This is a genomic window from Streptomyces zaomyceticus, from assembly GCF_014656215.1.
Lineage (GTDB): Bacteria > Actinomycetota > Actinomycetes > Streptomycetales > Streptomycetaceae > Streptomyces > Streptomyces zaomyceticus.
In genome coordinates this window covers 48211-69806 of the sequence record NZ_BNBZ01000019.1, presented here as the reverse complement: position 1 = coordinate 69806, position 21596 = coordinate 48211, and the positions used below count along the sequence as shown (strand labels likewise).

Here is a 21596-nt window from a genome sequence, read left to right as displayed (position 1 = left end):
AGGTCACTCAGCCTCCGCCGGCCGGCGCGGTGTCGCCCTCCGCGAGCACGATCCGCGCCAGGTGGACCCTCGATCGCACCGAGAGCTTGCGGAAGATCGATGCCAGATGGGTGTTGACCGTGTGCGGGGAGACGACGAGGGCCTCCGCGGCCGACCGGTTGGTGTGGCCCGCGGCGATCAGCCGGGCCACCTTGCGTTCCGTGGCCGTGAGCGCGTCCCAGCCCTGTTCGGGGCGTGGTCGGAGGCCTCCGGCCCGCCGGCCGGAGCGGCTGGTGGCCCGCGCCGGATCGGCTCGGACCCGGTCGGCCTCGACGTCCGCCCCCGCCGCCGCGTAGATGTCGTACGCCCTGTTCAGGGCGGGTACCGCGGCGGTGTCGCCCGCGCTCTGCAGCGCACGCCCGAGGTCGGCGGAGGCCGCGGCGAGGGGCAGCGGCCGGGGGCCGGTGGCGAGGACGCGGACCGCGCGCTCCAGGAGTTCGCGGTCGGCGTTCAGCAGGCCGGCCGCGTGGGCGGCCGTCCCCTGTGCGGTCGGCACGGAGGGGTTGCGGGCGGCGTGCTCCGCCGCTTGGGCCACGAGGTCCTCGGCCAGGGTCCGGTCCCCGGCGCGCAGGGCGATCCGCACGGCCTGGACGACATGGGGGCGCAGCAGTCGCCACCGGAGGAAGGGGTGGTCCCGCTGCGCGGACCGGAGCAGTTCGCCCGCTGCCGCGTGGTCGCCGTCGGCGTCGGCGAGGACGGCCTCGAGGTACTGGTGCGTGGCGTGGTTGCCCGTGTTCGGCCGGTCGGCCACGGTCGTCCTCACGACGTCCAGGTGTTCCCCGGCGGCTTCGCGGTCGCCCCGCAGCATCGCGAGGAGGCCGCGGTTGACGCGGATGTTGACCAGGTTGCCGGGTACCCGGAGGTCCGCTTCAAGCCGTTCGGCAGTGACGAGGTCGGCGTCCGCGTCGTCGAGCCTGCCGAGCCCCATGTTCAGGGTGCCCTGGGCCCAGATCAGCATGGCGGGGCGCAGAGGGGCGTCGCCCGCCGTCCGGAGCAGTCGCCGTACGGTGTCGAAGTCGTCCGTGTGGATCCGTGCGACGGCCTCCTCGGGGAGGAAGGCCGCGTCGAACACGCTCAGTGCCGTGTGGTGTTCGACGGCGGCGGCGCCGTCGCCCGCGTTGAGGGCCGTCTCGCCGAGGCCCCACAGCGCGAGGACGCGGGCCTCCCGGTCGCCGGCCGACTCCGCCTCGGCGAGCGCCCGTTCGCCGGTCTCGCGAGCGGCCGCGAGGTCGCGTCCACGGGACCGGGCCAGGGCCTGCCGGGCGGTCAGCCGGGCGCGGATCACCGGATCGGTGACGACCGCCAGCGCCGCCGTGGAGCGGCGGGTCAGCTCGTGGACGTCGTCGAGATGCCACAGCGTGTCGCCGAGGACGGACTGCAGACGGGCGAAGACGTCCAGCGGAGGCTGCCGGGAGAGCAGCGCGTCGCCGGTCTCCCGCGCCCGGGTGTACCGGCCCGCGCGGGTCAGCGCGACGATGGCCTGTTCTCCCACGTCGAACACCGTGGGCGCGCGGGGCGGGACGAGTTCCAGGGCGCGTACGGCCAGGTCGGCGGCGAGGTCGGGCATCACGGCGATCACGTCCGCGGCCGCCGTGCCGAGCAGCGTGATCGCCTCCTGGTCCCCGGGTTCGGCGCTCTTCAGCAGATGCGGGACCGCGTCGGTGGAGCTGTGGCCCGCCGCGACGAGGCGGCTGGCGGCCTCCCGGTGGAGTGCCCGGCGTACGGAGGGGGTGAGGTCGGCGTACACCGCCTGGCGGAGCAGGTCGTGGCGGAAGCGGAGGCGTTCGCCGTCGTCGTGGAGAAGCTGGGCGGAGATCGCCTCGTCCAGTTCGGCGCCGAGTCCGGAGGCGGGCCGGCCGCACAGGGCCGCGGCGTCGGCGAGCCTGAACGCGCTGCCGAGGACCGAGCCGACCCGCAGGAAGTGGAGGGTGTCCGGCCGGAGGTCGGCCAGCCGGTCGCGTACACCGAGGACCAGTCTCCGGGGCGGTTGCGGCCCGTCCGCGCCCGACGCGGCGATGCCCGTGAGCATCTCGGCCGCGAGGAAGGGGTTGCCTCCCGCTCCGTCGAGGAGCTCCGCGACCCGATGCGGCACCTCCCCGCCCAGGGCGTCGCGTGCCAGCTCGGCCAGGGCCGTGTCGGACAGCGGCCGGAGGTGAAGGGTCGTGGTCCGCGGGCCCCGCCCGTACAGTTCCGGGTCGTTCCTGCCCGCGAGCAGCCAGAGGACCGGGGAGCTGAGCAGCCTTGCCGGCAGGACGCTCAGGGCGAACCGGCTCAGCGGGTCGGCCCAGTGGACGTCGTCGACCGCGATCAGTACGGGCGTGCCCGCCGAGCGCTCCTCGATGAGCTGGGCCAGCCGTTCGACGAGCCAGATGCGCTGGTCGTGGCGGTCCGCGAGGTCCCCGAAGTCCGTGCTGGACAGCAGCGGCGGGTCACCGTGCAGGAGCCCCGAGGCCAGTGAGGCGAGGGGTGCCAGCTCGTGCAGTTCCTCGGCGCGTCCATGGCTGACGAGGAATCCGTGGGCGCGTGCGATCGACTCGGTCTCCCGCAGCAGTACGGTCTTGCCGATCCCGGGCTCGCCCAGGAGCAGTGCGATCGCTCCTCCCTCGCCGTCGCGCACCGCCTGGACCAGGGCGCGCAGCCGCTCCAGCTCGGCTTCGCGGCCCCGCAGCCCGGCCCGGCCGACCCTTGCAGCCCCGCCGTGCTCCTCCGGTTCCTCGGGCCGGTCGGGGCTCATCCCTTGACCGATCCGGCGAGCAGTCCCCGTGCGAAGTGCCGCCGGAGGGAGAGGAAGACGAGCAGCGGGACGGACGCCGCCACGAAGGCTCCCGCGGTGAGCCGCTGCCACTCGTTGCCGTACGTCCCGGCCAGGCTCACCAGTCCGACCGTCATCGGCGCGGTCTCGGCCGTTCCTCCCGACAGCGTCAGTGCCACGAGGAGGTCGTTCCACACCCAGATGAACTGGATGACGGCGAAGGTGACCAGGGCGGGGCGGGCCAGTGGCAGCACGATCCGGAGCAGCAGCGTCCCGTGCGACGCGCCGTCGACGCGGGCGGCCTCGATGAGGTCCCGGGGCAGCCCGGCCAGGACGTTGTGCAGGAGGAACACCGCGAACGGCAGCGCGAAGACCGTGTGGGCGAACCACACCTGGCCGAACCGCGCGGGCCCGGTGAGGTGCCAGGCGGGCAGGAACAGCCAGCCCTCGGAGAAGAGCTTCAGGAGGGGAACGAGCGCCATCTGGAGCGGCACGATCTGGAGCGCGAAGATGCCGACGACGAGCGCGTCCCGCCCCCTGAAGTCGACCCACGCCAGGGCGTACGCCGCGAGGAAGGCGAGGACGAGCGGGAACAGCACCGAGGGAAGGGCGATGACGACGGAGTTGACGAAGTGCTCCGCGAGCCGCCCCGACCCGTTCCCGCCGCCGGACAGCACCTCGGCGTAGTTGTCGAGCGTGAGGCGCGGCGTACCGAACACGCTCCACCAGCCCGTCGTCCTGATCTCCTCCTCGGGTCGGAACGAGGAGAGCAGGACACCGAGGGTCGGTGTCGTCCAGAGGACCGCGATCACCACGGCGATCGCTGTGAAGGCACGGGAGGCCAGGCGCTCCCGGACGCAGGTCACCCCGTCCTCCGCCGCGCCCGGACCTGGTGGGCGACGAAGGGGGTGACGAGGAGAAAGAGGACCACGGCGAGCGCCGCGCCGCGGCCCGTCTCGCCGTAACGGAAGGCCTGGTCGTACATCTCGTGGGCGATGACGCCCGTGCCGAACTGTCCGCCGGTCATGGTCTTGACGATGTCGAAGGCCTTGAAGGTGCCGATCGCCTGGGCGAGGACCACGACGAGCAGAGTGGGCCTGATCGACGGCACGGTGATCCGCCAGAAGATCTGCCGGGGGGACGCGCCGTCGAGCCGGGCCGCCTCGGTGAGCTCACCGGGAACGGCCCTGATCGCGCCGGCCAGCAGGACGGCCGCGAAGCCCGCCTGCGTCCACACCATCGCCACGATGAGGAACATGACGTTCCAGGGGGAGTCCACGAGCCATTGCCGCGGTTCGCCGCCGAACGCGACGACGAGCCGGTTCAGCAGCCCGATCTGCTCGACCGCCGCGGGACGGTAGGCGTACACGAACTTCCAGACGACACCCGCGCCGACGAAGGAGATCGCCATCGGCATCAGGAGGAGGGACAGCGCGAAGGTCCTGAACCGTGACCGCACGACGGCCCCCGCGTAGAGCAGACCGACCGCGGTCGTCAGCGACGGCACGAGCACCACCCAGGCCAGGGTGTTGCGCAGCACCACCAGGGCCCGGGGGTCGGTGACCATCCAGACGTAGTTGTCGAGGCCCGCCCACGTGTCTCCCCCGTCGTCGGTGAACGACAGCGCCAGGGTGCGCAGGCCGGGCAGGAGAAGACCGACCGTGAGGAGCAGCAGCGCGGGGGCCAGCAGGATCAGGGCCGCGGCCCTCCTCCGTACCGGCGCCCGGTGCAGTGCGAGGAGGATCACGGAGACCACCGCCGCGAAGGCGGCGAGGCCCTGGAGAAGGTACATCAGCTTGGGCTGCTGGGCTACGGCGTCGAACGACATCAGTTCTCCGGCCAGGACCGTTCGACGGAGTCGGCGACCTGCCGGGTGCTCGCGCCGCCGATCCAGTCGACGGCTCCCCTCCAGAACGTGCCGGCGCCGACCGACGCCGGCATCAGGTCCGAACCGTCGAACCTGAACTGTGTCCTGGGGTCCTGGAGGAGCTGGATCGAGAGCCGGTCGACCGGGGTCGCGGCGTTCGCCGGATCCACTCCCCTGTTCGCGGAGACGAACGGGCCCTTCTTCATGCGCGCGTTCGCGAAGTCCGCGGTGGCCAGGTACTCCTGGAACGCCCGCACCTCGGGGCGGTCGGCGAACGCCGCGGTGAACACCCCTCCGCCCAGCACGGGGCGGCTCGTCCGATCGGCCCCCGGAAGGAGGAAGGTGTGGACGTCCCCGTCCGGCCCGATCTCGGTGCCCTTCGGCCACAGGTCGGCGTAGAACGAGGCCTGGCGGTGCATCGCGCAGTCACCGGAGAGTACGGGTGTGCCCGCCTCCTGGAAGGAGATCGACGCCATCGACCGGGCCGGACCGAAACCGCCGTTGGCGTACCGGTCGTTCTTGAGGACGGACCCCACGGTGTCCATGGCCCTGATCACCCGGGGATCGTTGAACGGGATCTCGTGGGCGACCCACTGGTCGTACACGTCCGTGCCCTGCTGACGCAGCAGGACCTCCTCGATCCAGTCGGTCACGGGCCAGCCGGTCGCCTCGGCGGACTCGATGCCCGCGCACCACGGCTTGACGCCCGACGCCGCGACCTTCTCCGTCACGGCCATCAGCTCGGACCAGGTGCGGGGAACGCTCAGTCCCCTGTCGCGGAAGAACCTGGGCGAGTACCAGACGAGCGACTTCACGTTCGCGACCAGCGGTGTGCCGTAGAGGGTGCCGTCCACGGTCGCGTAGCCGTTCCAGTCGGCCGACCAGCCCTGCTTCGCGAGGGCCACGACCCCGGCGCTCGCGGGCTTGAGCCTCCCCGCCTTCGCGAAGCGTTCCAGGAGCCCGGGCTGGGGGAAGAACGCCACGTCCGGCGCGTTTCCGCCGTCGACCCGGAGCTGGATCCGGGCCTCGAACTCTCCGTCCCCCTCGTACTGGACGTCGATTCCCGTGCAGTCCGCGAAGGCCGCCCAGGTCTCTTCGAAAAGGTCGGCCTCCCGGTCCCGGTTCTCCGCGTAGACGGTGACCTCGGTGCCGGGGTGCTCGCCGTACCGGGCGTACGGTCCGCAGTCCGCGGTGGTGTGCGCCCGTGAATCGCTGCTCCGCGGGGTGCCGCAGGCGGTGACGGTGACGACGAGGGTGATGACCGCGAGAGCGAGCCTCGCGCCGAACCTCATGGGTGTATCTCCTCCGATTGCCCGCCGAAAGGTTCTCGGGGCGATCAGAAGTTATCAGCGCTCGAACAATATCGACTAATCGTTCGAACTTGAACGATCGGGTCAGTGGGCGGTGGCCCGGACCGCGTCCTGGATCAGCTGCGCCACGGCCTCGGGGCGGGCGAGCATGACCAGGTGGGAGGAGTCGACCTCGACGGTCGTCATACCGGCACGCTCGTACCCGTAGCGCTCCACATCGGGGTTGATCGTGCGGTCGGAGGAGGCGACCAGGCCCCACGAGGGCTTGGTCCTCCACGCCGCGACGGGCGCCTTCTCCGAGAAGGCACGTGCGGCCAGGGGGCGCTGGGAGACGGCGAGCACCGCGGCGAGGCCGGGATCGACGTCCGCCGCGAAGAGGGCGGGGAACTTCTCGACCGCCACCGAGACATCGGTGCCGGTCTCGGTGGAACCGGCCACCGGGAACGGGGTGTGGACGAGCGCGTCGGCGAGTCCGGAGTCCGGGAAACGGCCTTGCAGCTCGCCCAGGCTCTCGCCCTCCTCCAGCGCGTATCCCGCGAGGTACACCAGGGCGCGGACGTTGTCCTCCGCGCCGGCGAGGGTGATGACGGCACCGCCGTAGGAGTGCCCGACCAGGATCACGGGACCCTCCACGGCGCGGATCACCGAGGCGATGTAGGCGGCGTCGTCGACGAGGCCGCGGTTGGGCACCGCCGGAGCCATCACGGCCAAGCCGGCGGCGGACAGTTCGGGAATGACGCGGGAGAAGCCGGAGGCGTCGGCGAAGGCGCCGTGGACCAGGACGACGGTGGGACGGGCGTGTCGGGGCATGGGGGAACTCCTCGGTGCGTGACGGGGGACGGTGCTGGTGACGGGAGAGGTGGATCTGTGGTGCTCGTGTGGTGCTTCACAGGCCGAAGCGGGCGCGCCTCGCCTCGGGCACCAGGTCGGTGTACTCGGGGTGCTTGCCGATCCAGCCCCGGACGAAGGGGCAGTACGGCAGGACCCGCAGCCCGCGGGCCCGGGCGTCGTCGAGCGCTCCCCGGGCGAGGAGACCGCCCAGGCCCCGACCGGCGAACCGACCGTCGATCTCGGTGTGGATGAAGGCGATCTCGCCCTCCGAGAGGTGGTACTCGGCGAAGCCGGCGGTCTCGGTGCCGTCGTCACCGGCGAGGATCTCGTACCGGGACTTCTCCGGCCGGTCCGTCACCTGCGGTTCCATGGGTGCTCCTGTGCTGTCGAGGTGTGACGGGGTGGATGGGTGCGATCAGAGCGTGCGGCGCACACCCGCCTGGCGTTCCAGGTTGCGGAGCTGGACGGACAGGTCGCCCTCCACGGCGAGGTGGGCGGGGCCGCTGCGGCCGATGGGCAGGACCTGCTCGCTGCGCATGTCCTCCAGCATCAGGGCGAACGCCGTGTACATCGCGACCACCGCCACCACGAGGCCCAGGGCGCCGGATGTACGCGTCAGCCATTCGGCGCCGGTGATGCCCGCGAGGCCGGTGGCCGCCCAGCGGGGCAGGGAGACCGCGAGGACCAGCCACAGCGCGCGCTTGGGCCCGGTGACGGCGGTCATCAGGGCCCCGAAGCAGAGGAGCGCCAGGTTGAACACCCCGAGGACCTGAAGGCCGTCGGGCGCGCCGCTGAGCATGACGAGCGCGTAGGGCAGCCAGCTCCCGGCGAACACCGCCATCAGCGTCGCCGCGATCACGTCGCGGGCGCCGAAGGCGAGGACACTCACGAGGAGTTGGAGGACGAAGGCCGGCAGCACGGTGAAGGCGACGGCGGCGCGGGCCGCCTCGTCGAACAGTCCGAGCTGGAGGCAGCCCGTCATCACGGAGGCGATGGCGATCGTGAAGAAGCCGAGCGGCATGGGTGAGGCGATGGGGCGCAGATTGATCCGTGTCATCGGCCGGAGGTCCGGCTCGAAGCGGCGTCCCGGCGGGGCGGCCGGGTCTTCGTCGCCGCCGTCGGCGGCGGGGGAGGCTGTACTCATCGTGTGGGCTCTTCCCGTGTCTTTCAGTGGGTGAAGCAGGGGTCGACGAAGGACGGCGCCGTCTCGGGTACGGATCCGCGCGCGACGCGCCACCGGCGGTGCTGCTCGGACTCGGCGACGGCCTCTGCCACCGCCGACGCCTGGAGGGCACCGCTCCGGTAGCCGCCGAAGTGGGCGACCGGGCTCCACTCCGGGGTCACCGGCGGGAGGGCCTCGTCGAGCCCCTCGTACTCGGCCGTCGCGTAGACGATGCGCCCGCCGACGACGGTGAGGACGGACTCGATGTCGGGAATGACGTCCTCGGGCACGGTGAGGAAGTCGTCGGACAGGATCGCGAGATCGCCGTAACAGCCCTCGCGCAGGGTTCCCTTGACGTCCTGCTCGCCGGTGAGCCGTGCTCCGCCCCGGGTGTAGAGGCCGAGGGCGGTCTCCCGGTCGATCAGGTTCCCGGCCGGGTAGAGGGCCGTACCGCCGACGGTGCGCCCGGTGACCAGCCAGTGGAGCGCGACCCACGGGTTGTACGAGGAGACGCGGGTGGCGTCGGTTCCCGCGGCGACGGTCAGGCCCCGGTCGAGCATGGCCCGGACCGGCGGGGTGTGGGCGGCGGCCTCGGAGCCGTGGCGGTCGAGGAACGCGGCGCCCTGGAAGGACATCCGGTTCTGCACGGAGAGGGCGCCGCCGAGGGCCGCGATCCGGTCGAGGCTGTCCGCGGAGACGGTCTCCGCGTGGTCGAAGAGCCAGCGGTTGCCGCCGGGGAACAGGCCCTCCGCCGCGAGCTTCTCGAAGACGGCCAGGTCGCGGCGGATCGTCTCGTCGTAGGTCGCGTGGAGCCGGAATCCCCAGCCGTTCTCCATCAGGAGCCGGACGGCGCTCTCGAACTCGGTCTCGTAGCCGGCGGCGAGTTCGGGCCGGGGCTCGGAGAAGTTCTCGAAGTCGGCGGCGGCCCAGGTCAGGTTCTCCCCCGCGCCGTTGAGCCGGAGCCACTCGTCCCCGTCCCCGGGCTTGACCATCTCGGTCCAGCGCTTCAGATCGGCGAGCTCCTGCCCGGCCGTCTGGGGGAAGAGGTGGTAGGCGATCCGGAGGGTCGACTCCCCCGACCTGGCGAGGTCGACGACCGTGGCGTAGTTGTCGGGGAAGTTCTGGAACCCTCCAGCGGCGTCGACCGCGGACGTCAGTCCGAAGCGGTTCAGCTCGCGCAGGAAGTGGCGCGTCGACGTCCGCCTGTCGGCCTCGTCGAGGGCCGGCGCCTTGGCCAGGGTCGAATACAGGATGAGGGCGCTCGGCGCGGCGAGGAGCACCCCGTTGGGGTCGCCGTCCCGGCCGCGTACGATCTGCCCGCCGCGCGGGTCGGGGGTCTCCCGGGTGAATCCGGCGGCCTTGACGGCGGCCCGGTTCATCAGCGCCGACTGGTACAGGTGCAGGACGAACACCGGTGTGTCGGGGGCGGCGGCGTTCAGTTCCGCGACGGTCGGCATCCTGCGCTCGGCGAACTGTTCGGCGGTCCAGCCGCCCACGACGCGGATCCACTGCCCCTTGGGGGTGCGGCCGGCCTGCTCGCGCAGCATCGCGAGGGCGTGGCGGAGGCTGCGTACGCCGTCCCAGCGCAGCTCCAGGACGTAGTTCAGACCCCCCCGGATGACATGCAGGTGCGAGTCGTTGAGGCCGGGGATCACCCGGCGGCCGAGGGCGTCGACGACCTTCGTCCCCGGCCCGACGAGGTGGGCGAGGTCGTGGTCGTCGCCGAGGGCCGCGACCCGGCCGTCGCGGATCGCGACGGCGCGGGCCCCGGGCCGGTCGGGGTCACCGGTGAAGACCTTGGCGTTGCGGACGAGGAGATCGGCGTGCCCGTCCTCCCGAACCGGGGCGGGAACGAGGCCCGCGACCGGCATGCTCGTCGACGGCCCGGTCATGCGAGGGCCTTGCGGAGGGTGTCGGTGGCGAGCCCGATGGCGAGTTCGGCGGCCCGGGTCTCGCGCAGCGCGTTCAGCATGACGAAGTCGTGGATGGCGCCCTGGACGCGCAGGGCGGTGACGGGGACGCCCGCGGCGCGGAGCTTGGCCGCGTACGCCTCGCCCTCGTCGCACAGGACGTCGGCCTCCGCCGTGACGACCAGGGCCGGCGGCAGACCGGTGAGCTGCTCGGTGGAGGCCCGCAGCGGGGAGGCGGTGATCTGGGCGCGCTCGGCCTCGTCGGTCGTGTACTGGTCCCAGAACCACTTCATGGCGTCGCGGCGCAGGAAGTAGCCCTCGCCGAACCGGTGGTACGAGTCGGTGTCGAAGCTCGCGTCCGTGACCGGGTAGAAGAGGACCTGGTGGACGAGGGCCACGTCGCCGCGCTGCTTGGCCATGAGGGTGAGGGCGGCGGTCATGTTGCCGCCGACCGAGTCGCCCGCGACGGCGATCCGGCTGCCGTCGAGGTCCTTGTGGTGCCCCTCGCGGGCGATCCACTGGGCGACGCCGTAGTTCTGCTCGATCGCGACGGGGTAGCGCGCCTCGGGCGACAGGTCGTACTCGGGGAACACCACGGCAGCCCCGGTGCCGACGGCGAGCTCGCGGACGAGCCGGCCGTGGGTGTGGGCGTTGCCGAAGACCCAGCCCGCGCCGTGGATGTAGAGGATGACGGGAAGCGGGCCGGTGGCGCCTCGCGGCCGGACGATCCAGGCGCGGACGTCGCCGGTCGGGCCGCCGTGGACGGTGATCCACTCCTCGTCGACGTCGGGCAGGGGAACACCGTCGTCGCTCTGGACGTCGTCCACGGCCTTCCGGCCTTCGGCCACGGGGATCTGGTAGAGGTACGGCGGCCGGGCGGTGGCGTCCGCGAAGGCCTGGGCGGCGGGTTCGAGTACAGGACGGTTCTTCATGAGGGGTTCTCCTTCTGGGGATGTACGGGGGGGCGGGGCGGGGCTCGGCAGGGCCTTGCCCGGCACGTACGCACGGGGGGGGACACGCGCCGCCGTCCGCCTGGGCCTCGACGACGTCGCGGGTGCGTCAGCCGCGCACCAGCGGGGTGTCCACCAGGTGCTCGGCCAGGAACCACACCTGCGCCTCGCCGGTACGGACGACATCGGAGACGAGCAGGTCGGCGCTGCCCTCGTCGCCCTCCCCGGACAGCCGGGCTGCGGCGTCCCGGGCGTCGATCAGGATCCGCTCGTGCGCGTCGAGGAGCCGCGACAGCATGACGGGCACCGGCTCGACGCCGTCCGGCGGACGGGGGACGGATGTCAGCTCCGCGACGTGGCGCGGGTCCCCGACGGCGACGCCGCCGAGGCTCTGGACCCGCTCGGCCAGCGCGTCCACGATGGCCAGTTGGGCCTCCGCGTGCTTGTCCAGCATGAGGTGCAGCGAATAGAACGTGGCCCCGCGCATGAGCCAGTGGTGCTTCTTGTAGAGGGAGTAGAGGATCTGTGTGTCGGCGAGGACGCGGTTCAGCCGCTGACAGCCGTACATGCGGGTGTCGTGGCCGAGGCCGATCGGCAGCTGCTTGAGCGTGCCGAACGCCTGGGTCTCGGCGCCCTTCTGGTGCAGCAGCGGCTGGCCGCCGCCGTGCGGGGTCGTGAGGGTGTCCATCGAGTGCTCCTGTTCGGAAAGAGGGTGGGAAGGGCCCGGCCGCCCGGTCGGGGGAACACGGGCGGCCGGACCCGGTCTGTGTGGTCGGCGGGGACGTGGGCCGCCGGGACCCGGTCCGTGCTGTGGCGGGTACGCGGGCCGCCGGGACCCGGTCCTCGTGCTCGCGGGTACGCGGGCCGCCGGACCCGGCCGGTGGTCACGGGTACGCGGATCGCCGAGCCCTGCCCGCGTGCTCGCGCTCAGTGCTCGGCGGGCTCCGGGGCGGCGGGCCGGTGCAGGACGAGCCGGGTGAGGAGTCCGCTGCCAAGACCGGCCGCGAGCGCGAGGGCGGCCCACCACAGCGGGTACGGCGTGAGGCCGAGGGCCGCGTCGAGGGACCGGGCGCCGGGGCCGGTGGCGGCGAGGGCGGAAGCCGTGCCGATGAGGACGAGCGGGTACTCGTATCCGTCGTTCTGCACCCAGAGCCCGTGGCGCCACTTCACGGTGAGCGCGACCGTCATGACCCCGATGACCCCGGTCGCGGCGAGCGGGGTCAGAAGGCCGGCCGCGAGCAGCAGGCCCGATCCGATCTGACCCCCGCCCGCGGCCAGGGCGGTGAGGGCGCCGCCGCGGAAGCCGTCGGCACGGAACTCCGCGGTGCCGCCCCGGAGTCCCCTGCCGCCCAGGTGCGAGCTGACCTTCTGCACGCCGTGGCCGGCGACGAGCAGTCCCACCAGCAGACGCAGGATCAGAATGCCGGTGTCCACAGGGGTCAGCCGGCCGCGTGCGCGCCGATGACGCTCTGCGCGTACACGACGCCCAGACCGTAGGCGCCCGCGTGGGCCTTGACGATCTCCATGACGGCGCCGTACGTCTCCTGGCGCGCCCAGTCGCGCTGGAGTTCCAGGAGGACCTGGACCCAGGTCACGGGCACCGCGCCGGCGGCGATCATCCGCTGGAGCGCGTGCTCGTGGGCGGCCGGGCTGACGCCACCGGAGGCGTCGGTCACGACGTACACCTCGTAACCCTGCTCGAGCGCCGAGAGCGCGGGCAGCACGAGGCAGACCTCGGTCCACAGACCCGACAGAACGATCTTCTTCCGGCCGGTCGCCTTGACCGCCGCGACGAGCGCCTCGTCCTCCCAGGCGTTCATGGTGGTGCGGTCGATGACCTCGTTCTTGGGGAACACCTCGGCGAGCTGCGGCAGCAGGGGGCCGGAGAACGACTCGGCGGCGACCGTGGTGAGGACGGCCGGCACGTCGAAGGCCGCAGCGGCCTTGGCGAGACCCACGGTGCTGTTGATGATCGCGGTCCGGTCACCGCTGCCGGTGCCGAAGAACATCTGCGGCTGGTGGTCCACGAAGAGCATGACCGCGTTGTCGGGCGTGAGCAGATCCTTGCTCGGGGCGGCCTGCACCTTGTCGATGTCGAACATGAGGGGTCCTCTCGAAGCAATCGGTGACGTGCCCGTTGCCTCGCGGCTCGGCACTTCCTCAAGCTACGAGCGACCCGGCCGGACGTGTTGACCTCCTGCGCCCAGGGGTTGGCACGACAGCGCACAACCGGTACGGGCGGCGACACCTCGCCGTCACGAGGTCACCCCCCGCCCGTCACGCCGTCGCCTCCGCGCGGGCCGCGGCCCGTGCGAAGACCAGTTCCGGGTCGGTGATGCTGCCGGAGCGCAGCAGCTTGACGTCGTCCCGGTAGTCCATCGAGGTCAGCCACGGCATCCGGTCGCCCTGCCGAGGCAGGGAGTCGACGGCGCGCCGGACGTAGCCGGCCCCGAAGTCCAGGAACGGACGGGTCGGCATCCCCGGGTCCGACGGCTCGGGCCGGCAGCTGTCGTGGCCGTGGGTGTCCATATGGGCCAGGAGCCGGCAGAAGTGCTCGCAGAGCAGGCCGATCTTCAGCGTCCAGGAGGAGTTGGTGTAGCCGATCGCGAAGGCGAGGTTCGGCACGCCCGAGAGCATCATGCCCTTGTACGCGAGGGTGTCCGGCAGCCGCACCTCGCGGCCGTCGACGGTGAGCCGGATGCCGCCGAAGGCCTGCACGTTCAGCCCGGTGGCGGTGACGACGACGTCCGCCTCCAGCTCCTGCCCGGACTCGAGGAGGATGCCCCGCTCGGTGAAGGTGGCGATCCGGTCGGTGACCACCGAGGCCCGGCCCTCGCGGATCACCCGGAACAGATCGCCGTCGGGGACGGCGCACAACCGCTGGTCCCAGGGGTCGTACGGCGGGTTGAAGTGCTCGTCGACGGGATAACCGGCGGGAAGCTGACGGGTGTTGACCCAGCGGATCACGCGCCGCGCCGTCTTGGGGAACCTCCGGCAGGCACTCCAGACGAGACGCTGCTGGGCGATGTTCTTCCGCCGGGACAGGGCGTGGCCGCGCCGCCGGCCGAGGAACTTCTTCAGCGCGTTGGCGACCACGTCGCGGCGCGCGATCGGCATGACGTAGGTCGGCGTGCGCTGCAGCATGGTGACGTGCCCGGCGGTGCCCGCCATCGACGGGACGAGCGTGACCGCGGTCGCTCCGCTGCCGATCACCACGACGCGCTTGCCGGCGTAGTCCAGGTCCTCCGGCCAGTGCTGGGGGTGCACGACGGGCCCCTCGAACCGGTCCAGGCCCTCGAAGCGGGGCGTGAAGCCCTCGTCGTAGCGGTAGTAGCCCCCCGCGCAGAAGAGCCAGCCGCAGGTCAGGGTGGTGCGCTCGCCGGTGTCGGCGCGTTCGACCTCGACGGTCCAGCGTGCCTCGTCGCTCGACCAGGAAGCGCCGAGCACCTTGTGGTGGTACCGGGTGTGCGCGTCGATGCCGTTCTCGGCGGCGGTCTGCCGCAGGTAGTCGAGGATCCGGGGCGCGTCGGCGATGGACTGCTCGTCGCGCCAGGGCTTGAACTCGTACCCGAAGGTGTGCAGGTCCGAGTCGGACCGGACGCCCGGGTAGCGGAACAGGTCCCAGGTGCCGCCGGACGCCCGGCGTGCTTCGAGGATCGCGAAGCTCTTCGACGGCAGCTCGGTCTTCAGGTAGCGCGCGGCGCCGATGCCCGAGATCCCGGCTCCGACGATGAGGACGTCGAGGTGCTCGGCGGCGGACCTGGCAGGGGACGGGGGCACGAGGCGCTCCTGGCGGTGTCGAAGGGCAGGTGCGTCCATGCTGCGGGCGCCGCCACACGGTAACAACGTGCAAACCGCACCGTCAGAGCCCTGCGAAGGTGACGTTCCGCACCACTACGATGGCCGCATGTCGTGGCAGCCGCCCTCCCCGCGCGTACGGGAGCTGATCCGCCGGGGTGCCGAGATCGCGCTCACCCCCTCCCCCGACTGGATCGCCGAGCTCGACGCGGCGACCCTGGCCGGCGAGGCCAGGCGTCAGATCGCCGCCGACCCGGCGCTCGCCGCCGGGACCCGCCGGACCAACCGCTCCAACCTGCTCTTCTGGGCGGCCTCCAATGTCCGCGCACCGGGCGAGCCGGTGCCGGCCAACGACACGGAGGCGCCGCTGGCCGTCGCCCGGGACATGGTCCGGCGCGGCCTGGACGAGTCCGCCCTGGACGCCTACCGGGTCGGCGAGAGCGTCGCCGTACGGATGTGGACCCAGATCGCCTGCACGCTCACCACCGATCCGGAGGAGCTGCGCGAACTGCTCGACGTGTCCCTGCGCTCCATCGCCGCCTTCGTGGACGACACCGTGGGCGCGATCTCGGCCCGGATGCGCGCCGAGCGGGACGAGCTCACCCGCGGCACCCACGCGGAACGCCGCGAGACCGTCACCCTGCTCCTGGAGGGGGCGCCGATCACCCAGCAGCGCGCCGAGAGCCGGCTGGGCTACCGGCTGCAGCCGACGCACACCGCCGCGATCGTCTGGACCGATTCCCCCGACACCGACCTGAGCCAACTCGACCGTGCCGCCGACGCGCTCGCCGAGGCAGCCGGCGAGCCGCGCCCCCTGAGCGTCATCGCCTCCGCCGCCACCCGCTGGCTGTGGGTCCACGGCCGGCCCGACGCCGACCGGACGCGCGCCGCCCTGGACCACCTGCCGGACGTACGCGCCGCGGTCGGCACCACCGCGGCGGGCGTGGACGGGTTCCGCCGCAGCCACCTCGACGCCCTGACCACCCAGCAGATGCTCACCCGCCTCACCTCCCCCTCCCGGCTGGCCTTCCACCACGAGGTCGAACTCGTCGCCCTGCTCACCGCCGACCCCGAACGCGCCGGCCGGTTCGTCACCCGCACCCTCGGCAAGCTGGAGACCGCGCCGCCGGAGCTCACCCGGACGCTCCGCGTCTTCATCGAGGAGCAGTGCAACGCCACCCGCGCCGCCGAACGCCTCTTCACCCACCGCAACACCCTGCTCCGCCGCCTCGCCCGGGCCGACCAGCTCCTGCCGCGCCCCCTCGCACAGCACACGATCGAGGTGGGCACCGCCCTCAAGGTGCTCCAGTGGCGCGGACGCCCCTGACGACTCCGCCGAAGGAACCGCCCGTCGACGGAAGTCCCCCGCGTTCCCGCCGCGGAACCCGCGCGCAGGGGCCTCGTGCGGCAGGGCCCGGCGGCGTCAGTCGGCGGGGCGGGGGGACGGCGTCCCCGGTCCCGACGGCCCCAGGACGACGGCCGCCAGGTGTTCACGGAACCAGCGGTGGCCCGGATCGGCCGAGTTGCGGGGGTGCCAGGCCATCCCGAGGTCCAGAGGTGCCAGATCGAGAGGGATGGGAAAGGTCCGCAGACCCATGGCGGTGACGGTGTCCGGGAGCCAGTCGGCCAGGCTGAGCGCGACGAGGTCGGTCTCCCGGGCGAGCATCATGGCGCTGGTGTGGCTGGGCACCACGACCGCGGTCCGGCGTTCGAGTCCACGTTCCGCGAGCGCGCGGTCGATCGGCCCGAGGCGCTTGCCGAGCCGGGAGATGCCGATGTGGTCGGCCGCGGCGAAACGGCGGGCGTCGATCCGCCCGTCGAAGAGCGGATGCCCGCTGCGGGCGATGCCGACCAGCGGCATCCGGGTGAGCCGCCTGGTCCGGATCTCCGGGTCCAGGTGTCCCAGTACACCCAGTTCGACGTCCACCGAGCCCTGCCGCAGCCCGGCTCCGCCCTCCATCGCCTCCGGCAGGAAGACGACGTCCACCTGCGGGGCCTCCGCGTGGATCCGCTCGGTCAGGGTCCCGGCCAGTCCCACCAGCAGCAGGTCGGCGGCCTGCACCGTGAAGGTGCGCCGGAGACGCACCGCGTCGAAACCGGGGCCGGGACGCAGGACGTTGTCGCAGCCGCGCAGCAACACCCCGACCTCTTCGCGGAGTTCGAGGGCGCGCGGGGTGGGGACCATTTCCTGACCGGCCCGGACGAGCAGCGGGTCGCCGATGGCGCGGCGGAGCCGGGCCAGGGTACGGCTGACCGCCGCGGGCGAGGTGCCCAGGCGCTCCGCCGCGCGCGTCACGCTGTTCTCCTGAAGCAGGGCGTCCAGGGACCGCAGCAGGTTGAGATCCATCGATGCCTCCTGAGCTGCATTTTTGATGTCTGTGTCAATGACTCCGAGCCAATCCTTGCATTGCTGGGGGCATCCCCCGGCGCGGAGAGTGGAGATGCCCGCGAAGACGCGCGGCATTCCCCCAGCTCTTCAAGGAGCCGCTGTGCAGCAGTCCCCCCGTGCCGGCCGGGAAGGCGACGTCCTGGCCGTCGTCAGTCAGAGCGGACCGACGGTCTCGTTCTTCGACGCCGCCTCCGACCGGTACCTCGGAGAGGTCCAAGTCCCTTCCGAGCCTCACGAGTTGTGCTTCGATCCGGTGCGGCGACTGCTGTGGTGCACCCTGACGTACCACTCGGGCTACTACCACGCGAACGGCGGCCGGCGCACCGAACTGGCCGTCGTCGACCCCCTCACCCGCCGCATCGTCGAGGTCGTCGACCTCGCCCCGGAACACGGGCCGCACGGGCTGGCGCTCGACCCGGTGCGCGGTCGTCTCTACGTCAGCGTGGAGGGTGCCGGCGACCGGCCCGGCGGTGTCGTGGTGATCGACACGGAGACACGGCGGCCCCTGGGCAGGATCGACACGGACGCGCCCGGCCCGCACTGGTTCGCCATCGATCCGGCGGGCCGGACGGGCTACGCCACCAACAAGGAGGCGCCGTTCGTGTCGGTCGTCGACCTCGACCGGGGCGTCCTCACCGCGAAGGTCGAGGTGCCGGGAAGCGAGGGCCTCGCCGTCTCCGCCGACGGTGGGCACGTCTTCGTCGCCGCGCCCTATGCCGACTTCTCCGGCCCCGCCGGGGAACGGCCGCCCACCGGCATCAGGGTCGTCGACACCCGGACGGCGACGGTCGTCGGCACCCTGCCCACGGAGGACATCGTCCTGCCCGTGCACCTGACCTCGACGGGCAGGCTGCTCGCGGGCGAGGTGCGCACGGTGCCCGACCCGGACTCCCGACTCGGGCGCCAGGCACCGGGGCGCCTCAGCGTGTTCTGCGCCGACAGGCACGAGCGCCTCGGCGACCTCGAGGTCGGCCTGTTCCCGCTGACCATCACCTCGTCGCCCGACGGCCGGCTCGCCCATGTGGCCTGCGTCGTCTCGTCCACCGTCGACATCGTCGATCTGGAGACGCTGGAGCGCGTGGCCCGACTGGACGTCGCCAGGCTCGGCGAACCCGGCGCGCACGGCCTCGCGTACGTCCCCCGCCCGGCCTGACCGCCGTCCCGCCCGGCGGCCGCCCGGGACCACGCGGCCGGCATCGGCGCTCGCCGAACACCCCCGGTACCGGGACGTCCCGGGGCCTCAGCCCTCGGCGCCGCTTCCTCGGGCCTTCTCGTCGGCGGCGTAGGGGTGGACGTATCTGCCGCCGTCGAACGCGGTGAACCACGTGCGGATGCCGAGGGGCGCGATACCCATGGCGTTCAGGTCGGGATCCTCGTCGATGCCGTCCCTCGAGTCGTCGTAGAGCCACTCGAAGTCCATGTCCTCGTACACACCGGTGCTGAAGCACTCCAGCGCGTCCGCGACCTCGCCGCCGAGCAGCCCGAAGAGGTCGAGCGTGGCGTGCGCCTCTTCGAGGAGCAGTTTCAGGACGAGCTCCTCCGCGAGGCAGCCGAGCCGGTCGAAGCTGCCGTCGGTGAACCGTGTGGTCAGGGCGACGGCGGTCACCAGGAAGCGGCGGGCGAAGCGTTCGTCGTACTGCGGGGCGTAGCGGGGCGGAAGCCGGTCGAGGTGCCAGAGTTCGCCCTCGCACCCGGCGACGTCGGACTCCTCCTCGGCGAGTGTCCTGACGTCGTCGTACAGCTCGTCGATGAGGACCTCCGCGGCGTACACCAGGGCACCCGCGGCCAGTTCGGCGGCCTCGGCACCGACGGCGTACGCCTCCTCCCCCTCCTCCGGCTCCTCGGGGTCCCCGCCGCCGAAGGAGGAGGGGGTGAAGGAGGCGAGGCGTGGGGCCAGAACCCTGATCTGCGCCTCGTGATCGTCCGGGATCCGCGCGAACTCGGTGTCGGACGGGGCGGCGGCCTCGGCCCGGTGGCGGGCTCGCCTGACCTCCAGGTCGCTGGAGGGTGCCTCGGGGCCGTCGGCTCCCTCCAGGCTCTCCCGGGTGAGGTCGAGGTGCAGCTTGACCTCGCTGCTCTCGACCAGCCAGTCGGACAGGAGCTCGGAGCGTTCCAGGACCTCCTCGGCGACCGAGCCGACGGCCTCCTCGGCGATCTCCAGGGACGGCGCGTGGGCGAACACCTTGAGGATCGCCCCGCCCGGATGGACGGCCACGATCGCCTCGAGGACGTCGATCTCCACTCCGTCGGGCCCCTCGATCCCCTCCACGGCGTCGAACCCGCGCTCCAGGAGCACGGACGCGCCGACCTGTTGCAGCGCCTCCAGCTCGTCCGAGCCATCGGGTAGGCGCGTCTCCACCGTCACGACGTATCTCACGGCGGCAAGCGTGCCAGGTTCGGGCCTCTCACCGGGGTGAATCCGGGGAGAACGGCGTACACGCACCCGCCGGACCGCCCCGCCCCCGCACGCACGCGGCACCCCGAGGAATCCCGCGTCCTCGGGGTGCGTGGCCGTCCGGCCCGGACCGACCGCGGGGTGGCCCGCGGTCGGTTCGTCAGCGGCCGGCGGTCAGTGACCGGCGGCCGCTGACCGGTGGGCGTCGCGGTGTGCGGCGCGTGATCAGTTCGCGTTCACGAGTTCGTGCGCGGGGACGGTCACGGTCCGCTTGCCCGGCGTGCCGCCGAGGACGATCTTCCGCAGGGCGGAGTTGTTGTCGAGGTTGGTCTCCTTCAGCTGCTTGGCCGGGTTGGCCAGCACCTGGATGTAGTACGTGCCGTTCGGCACGTCCGTGATGTCGAACGACTGGCCCGGCAGGTCCTGGGTGTAGGTGTCACCGGAGCCGACGTCCAGCACCTCGCGCACGGAGATGGAGTTCTCCTGGCCGCAGGCGGTGGAGAGGTCGGTGTTGTAGGGGTGCCAGTTGGCGTTCTTCACCGTGTAGTCGACGGCGTCGGTGTTGGCCAGGCAGAAGGCCTCCTTGCCGCTGCGCACCGCTTCCTTCTTGTCGGCCTTCAGAAGCCGGTAGCTGGCGAAGTCCGTGAAGTGCCAGTGCACATGGCCGGGACGCGGGTCCCACTCCATGGTGCCGGTCGGGGTGTATCCGACCTGCTTGCCGTTGGCGTCGTAGAAGTACTGGTAGGCGTCCATGGTGGCCTTGCCGGGCGAGCGGAAGCCGTCCACCACGAGCTGGGCCGGACCGGCGTTCCACACGTTGGCGCTGAACGCCAGGTAGTCCTTGCCCGGGACGTCCTGGCCCCCGTCGCTGATGGTGATGCCGTAGGCCGGCAGCGACCGCAGGTCGGGCTTGGGGACGTTCGGGACGGAGGCCTTGCCGGCGGGCCGCTTGGCGAGCGGCGTGAGGGCGGGTGCCATGCGGGAGCCGTCGGTCTGCCCGGCGGTGTCGTCGGCCCGCATGTCGGCGCGCGCGGCCTGCTGCTTCTTCAGCGCCCACGGCAGGGCCGGCGGCGCGGCCTTCAGCGGACCGTGGCCGACGTTGTACGAGGGGCCCGCGCCGCTGGTCTCCGGCGCACCGGCCTGGGCGGGCGTCGGAGCGTGCCCGGGCCCGTGACCGGCGTGACCGGCCGGAGCCTGGTGGGCGGTGCCGTGACCGGCCTGCCCGGCCGGGGCCTGGTGGCCGGCACCGTGACCGGCGTGCTCACCGGCGGCGGCCGATCGGGCGGCCGGCGTGCCGGGACCGTCCTCCCAGCTGCGCTCCTGGACGGTGACCTTCACCGTCGCGGGCTTGTCGGCGATCCCGAAGAGGTCGCGGTACTTCTTGGCGACCCCGACCTTGGCCGTGTACGTGCCGGCGGCGAGCTTCACCGGCTGGGTGTAGGAACCGGCGTAGGTGTTGGCGGCCCAGCCCTTCTCCACACCCCACACGGAACCGAGGGTGAAGGGGTTGGTGGGGCAGCTCTCCGGATACTTCGAGGTGGCCGGCGCGTCGGGTCGGACCCGACCGCTGGCGTTGTTCGGACAGAAGGCCTCCGTCCGGGTGACGACCTTCTTGCCGGTGCTGTCGGTGATGGTGATCTCCGCGAAGCCGGGCAGTCCGGAGAAGTCCTTCACGGTGCCCAGGGGCAGCGTCTTCGCCTTGGCCTTGCCGCCCTCGTACACGGTCTGCGTGATGGTCACCGGGTCCTTGTAGGACTTCCGGGTCACCTTGAGCTCCAGCGGTGTTCCCTCCGCGGTCAGGTAGGTGCCCAGGTCCAGGTAGACGCCCGGCTCCTCCTTCCAGGAGGTCAGCGTGACCGAGCCGGTCGCCGCGATGAGACTCAGCTTGGGCCCGGTCGCGGCCTTCGCCTGCTCCGACGTCACGGTCATGAAGCCGGCCGTCACGGCCATGACGGCGACGGCCGTGGTACCGGCGAGCAGCGGACGCCGCAGCCGGGTGGTGCGCGTTGTGGTCATCGTTCCCTCGTCCTCCGGATGCTGTGGAAGGGAGCAGGCAGCGGGCCACCCGGCCCTGCGGGACGGGACAACCGTCCGGCGGGCCCGTGAGAGGCACTCGCTGCGCCCGTGCGGTGAGAGGAAGGGACCGGATTTCCGGTTGTCCGGGGAGTCGAAATCGTCAGAATGTTGGCCGGA

The 21596-nt window shown here is 72.3% G+C and carries 18 protein-coding genes; 2 read left to right on the top strand and 16 right to left on the bottom strand.

The features are described 5' to 3' along the window. Positions 1-7 precede the first annotated feature (7 nt). From IE311_RS23585 to IE311_RS23525, 13 genes are all read right to left on the bottom strand, one after another. Positions 8-2773, bottom strand: a complete 2766-nt coding sequence (locus tag IE311_RS23585) for a helix-turn-helix transcriptional regulator (protein ID WP_189833777.1) — start codon at positions 2771-2773, stop codon at positions 8-10. Next, entirely contained in the window at positions 2770-3657 is an 888-nt protein-coding gene (locus tag IE311_RS23580; protein WP_189833776.1) for a carbohydrate ABC transporter permease, read from the bottom strand. Before IE311_RS23580 ends, IE311_RS23585 begins: the two co-directional genes overlap by 4 nt. After that, entirely contained in the window at positions 3654-4619 is a 966-nt protein-coding gene (locus IE311_RS23575; RefSeq protein WP_189833775.1) for a carbohydrate ABC transporter permease, read from the bottom strand. Before IE311_RS23575 ends, IE311_RS23580 begins: the two co-directional genes overlap by 4 nt. Further along, on the bottom strand, positions 4619-5950 hold the full coding sequence (locus IE311_RS23570; RefSeq protein ID WP_189833774.1) for an ABC transporter substrate-binding protein: 1332 nt from the start codon (positions 5948-5950) through the stop codon (positions 4619-4621). The genes IE311_RS23575 and IE311_RS23570 overlap by 1 nt, the downstream gene beginning before the upstream one ends. Positions 5951-6052: 102 nt before the next feature. After that, positions 6053-6778: an alpha/beta fold hydrolase gene (locus IE311_RS23565; RefSeq protein WP_189833773.1), complete on the bottom strand. Its 726-nt coding sequence runs from the start codon at positions 6776-6778 to the stop codon at positions 6053-6055. Positions 6779-6854: 76 nt separating this feature from the next. Further along, complete coding sequence (locus tag IE311_RS23560; RefSeq protein ID WP_189833772.1) at positions 6855-7169, bottom strand: GNAT family N-acetyltransferase; 315 nt, start codon at positions 7167-7169, stop codon at positions 6855-6857. Positions 7170-7214: 45 nt separating this feature from the next. Next, entirely contained in the window at positions 7215-7943 is a 729-nt protein-coding gene (locus IE311_RS23555) for a GPR1/FUN34/YaaH family transporter (RefSeq protein ID WP_189833771.1), read from the bottom strand. A 23-nt stretch (positions 7944-7966) separates the two neighbouring features. Then, entirely contained in the window at positions 7967-9853 is a 1887-nt protein-coding gene (locus tag IE311_RS23550; RefSeq protein WP_189833770.1) for an amidohydrolase, read from the bottom strand. After that, positions 9850-10803 (bottom strand): alpha/beta hydrolase, encoded by a 954-nt coding sequence (locus IE311_RS23545; RefSeq protein WP_189833769.1) that lies wholly within the window; start codon positions 10801-10803, stop codon positions 9850-9852. The genes IE311_RS23550 and IE311_RS23545 overlap by 4 nt, the downstream gene beginning before the upstream one ends. 127 nt (positions 10804-10930) lie before the next feature. Continuing rightward, positions 10931-11509: a Dps family protein gene (locus tag IE311_RS23540; protein WP_189833768.1), complete on the bottom strand. Its 579-nt coding sequence runs from the start codon at positions 11507-11509 to the stop codon at positions 10931-10933. A 239-nt stretch (positions 11510-11748) separates the two neighbouring features. After that, a complete protein-coding gene (locus tag IE311_RS23535) occupies positions 11749-12255 on the bottom strand; it encodes a DoxX family protein (protein WP_189833767.1) in 507 nt (168 codons plus the stop codon). A gap of 5 nt (positions 12256-12260) precedes the next feature. Next, positions 12261-12923, bottom strand: coding sequence for a hydrolase (locus IE311_RS23530; protein ID WP_189833766.1), 663 nt, complete (start codon positions 12921-12923; stop codon positions 12261-12263). A 175-nt stretch (positions 12924-13098) separates the two neighbouring features. Beyond that, positions 13099-14601, bottom strand: a complete 1503-nt coding sequence (locus tag IE311_RS23525) for a flavin-containing monooxygenase (protein WP_229902104.1) — start codon at positions 14599-14601, stop codon at positions 13099-13101. Positions 14602-14728: 127 nt separating this feature from the next. On the opposite strand from IE311_RS23525, the gene IE311_RS23520 reads away from it, so the two are divergent. Continuing rightward, on the top strand, positions 14729-15946 hold the full coding sequence (locus tag IE311_RS23520) for a PucR family transcriptional regulator (protein WP_189833764.1): 1218 nt from the start codon (positions 14729-14731) through the stop codon (positions 15944-15946). A 96-nt stretch (positions 15947-16042) separates the two neighbouring features. Here the strand turns inward: IE311_RS23520 and IE311_RS23515 are convergent, their stop codons facing one another. Further along, a complete protein-coding gene (locus IE311_RS23515) occupies positions 16043-16966 on the bottom strand; it encodes a LysR family transcriptional regulator (RefSeq protein ID WP_189833763.1) in 924 nt (307 codons plus the stop codon). Positions 16967-17108: 142 nt separating this feature from the next. On the opposite strand from IE311_RS23515, the gene IE311_RS23510 reads away from it, so the two are divergent. Beyond that, positions 17109-18161 (top strand): YncE family protein, encoded by a 1053-nt coding sequence (locus IE311_RS23510; protein WP_229902103.1) that lies wholly within the window; start codon positions 17109-17111, stop codon positions 18159-18161. 87 nt (positions 18162-18248) lie between these two features. Here IE311_RS23510 and IE311_RS23505 read toward each other — a convergent pair whose 3' ends face one another. After that, a complete protein-coding gene (locus IE311_RS23505) occupies positions 18249-19385 on the bottom strand; it encodes a hypothetical protein (protein ID WP_189833761.1) in 1137 nt (378 codons plus the stop codon). A 243-nt stretch (positions 19386-19628) separates the two neighbouring features. Then, the gene (locus IE311_RS23500; protein WP_189833760.1) at positions 19629-21419 is read right to left on the bottom strand and encodes a lysyl oxidase family protein; all 1791 of its coding nucleotides are present in this window, start codon (positions 21417-21419) and stop codon (positions 19629-19631) included. Positions 21420-21596 lie beyond the last annotated feature (177 nt).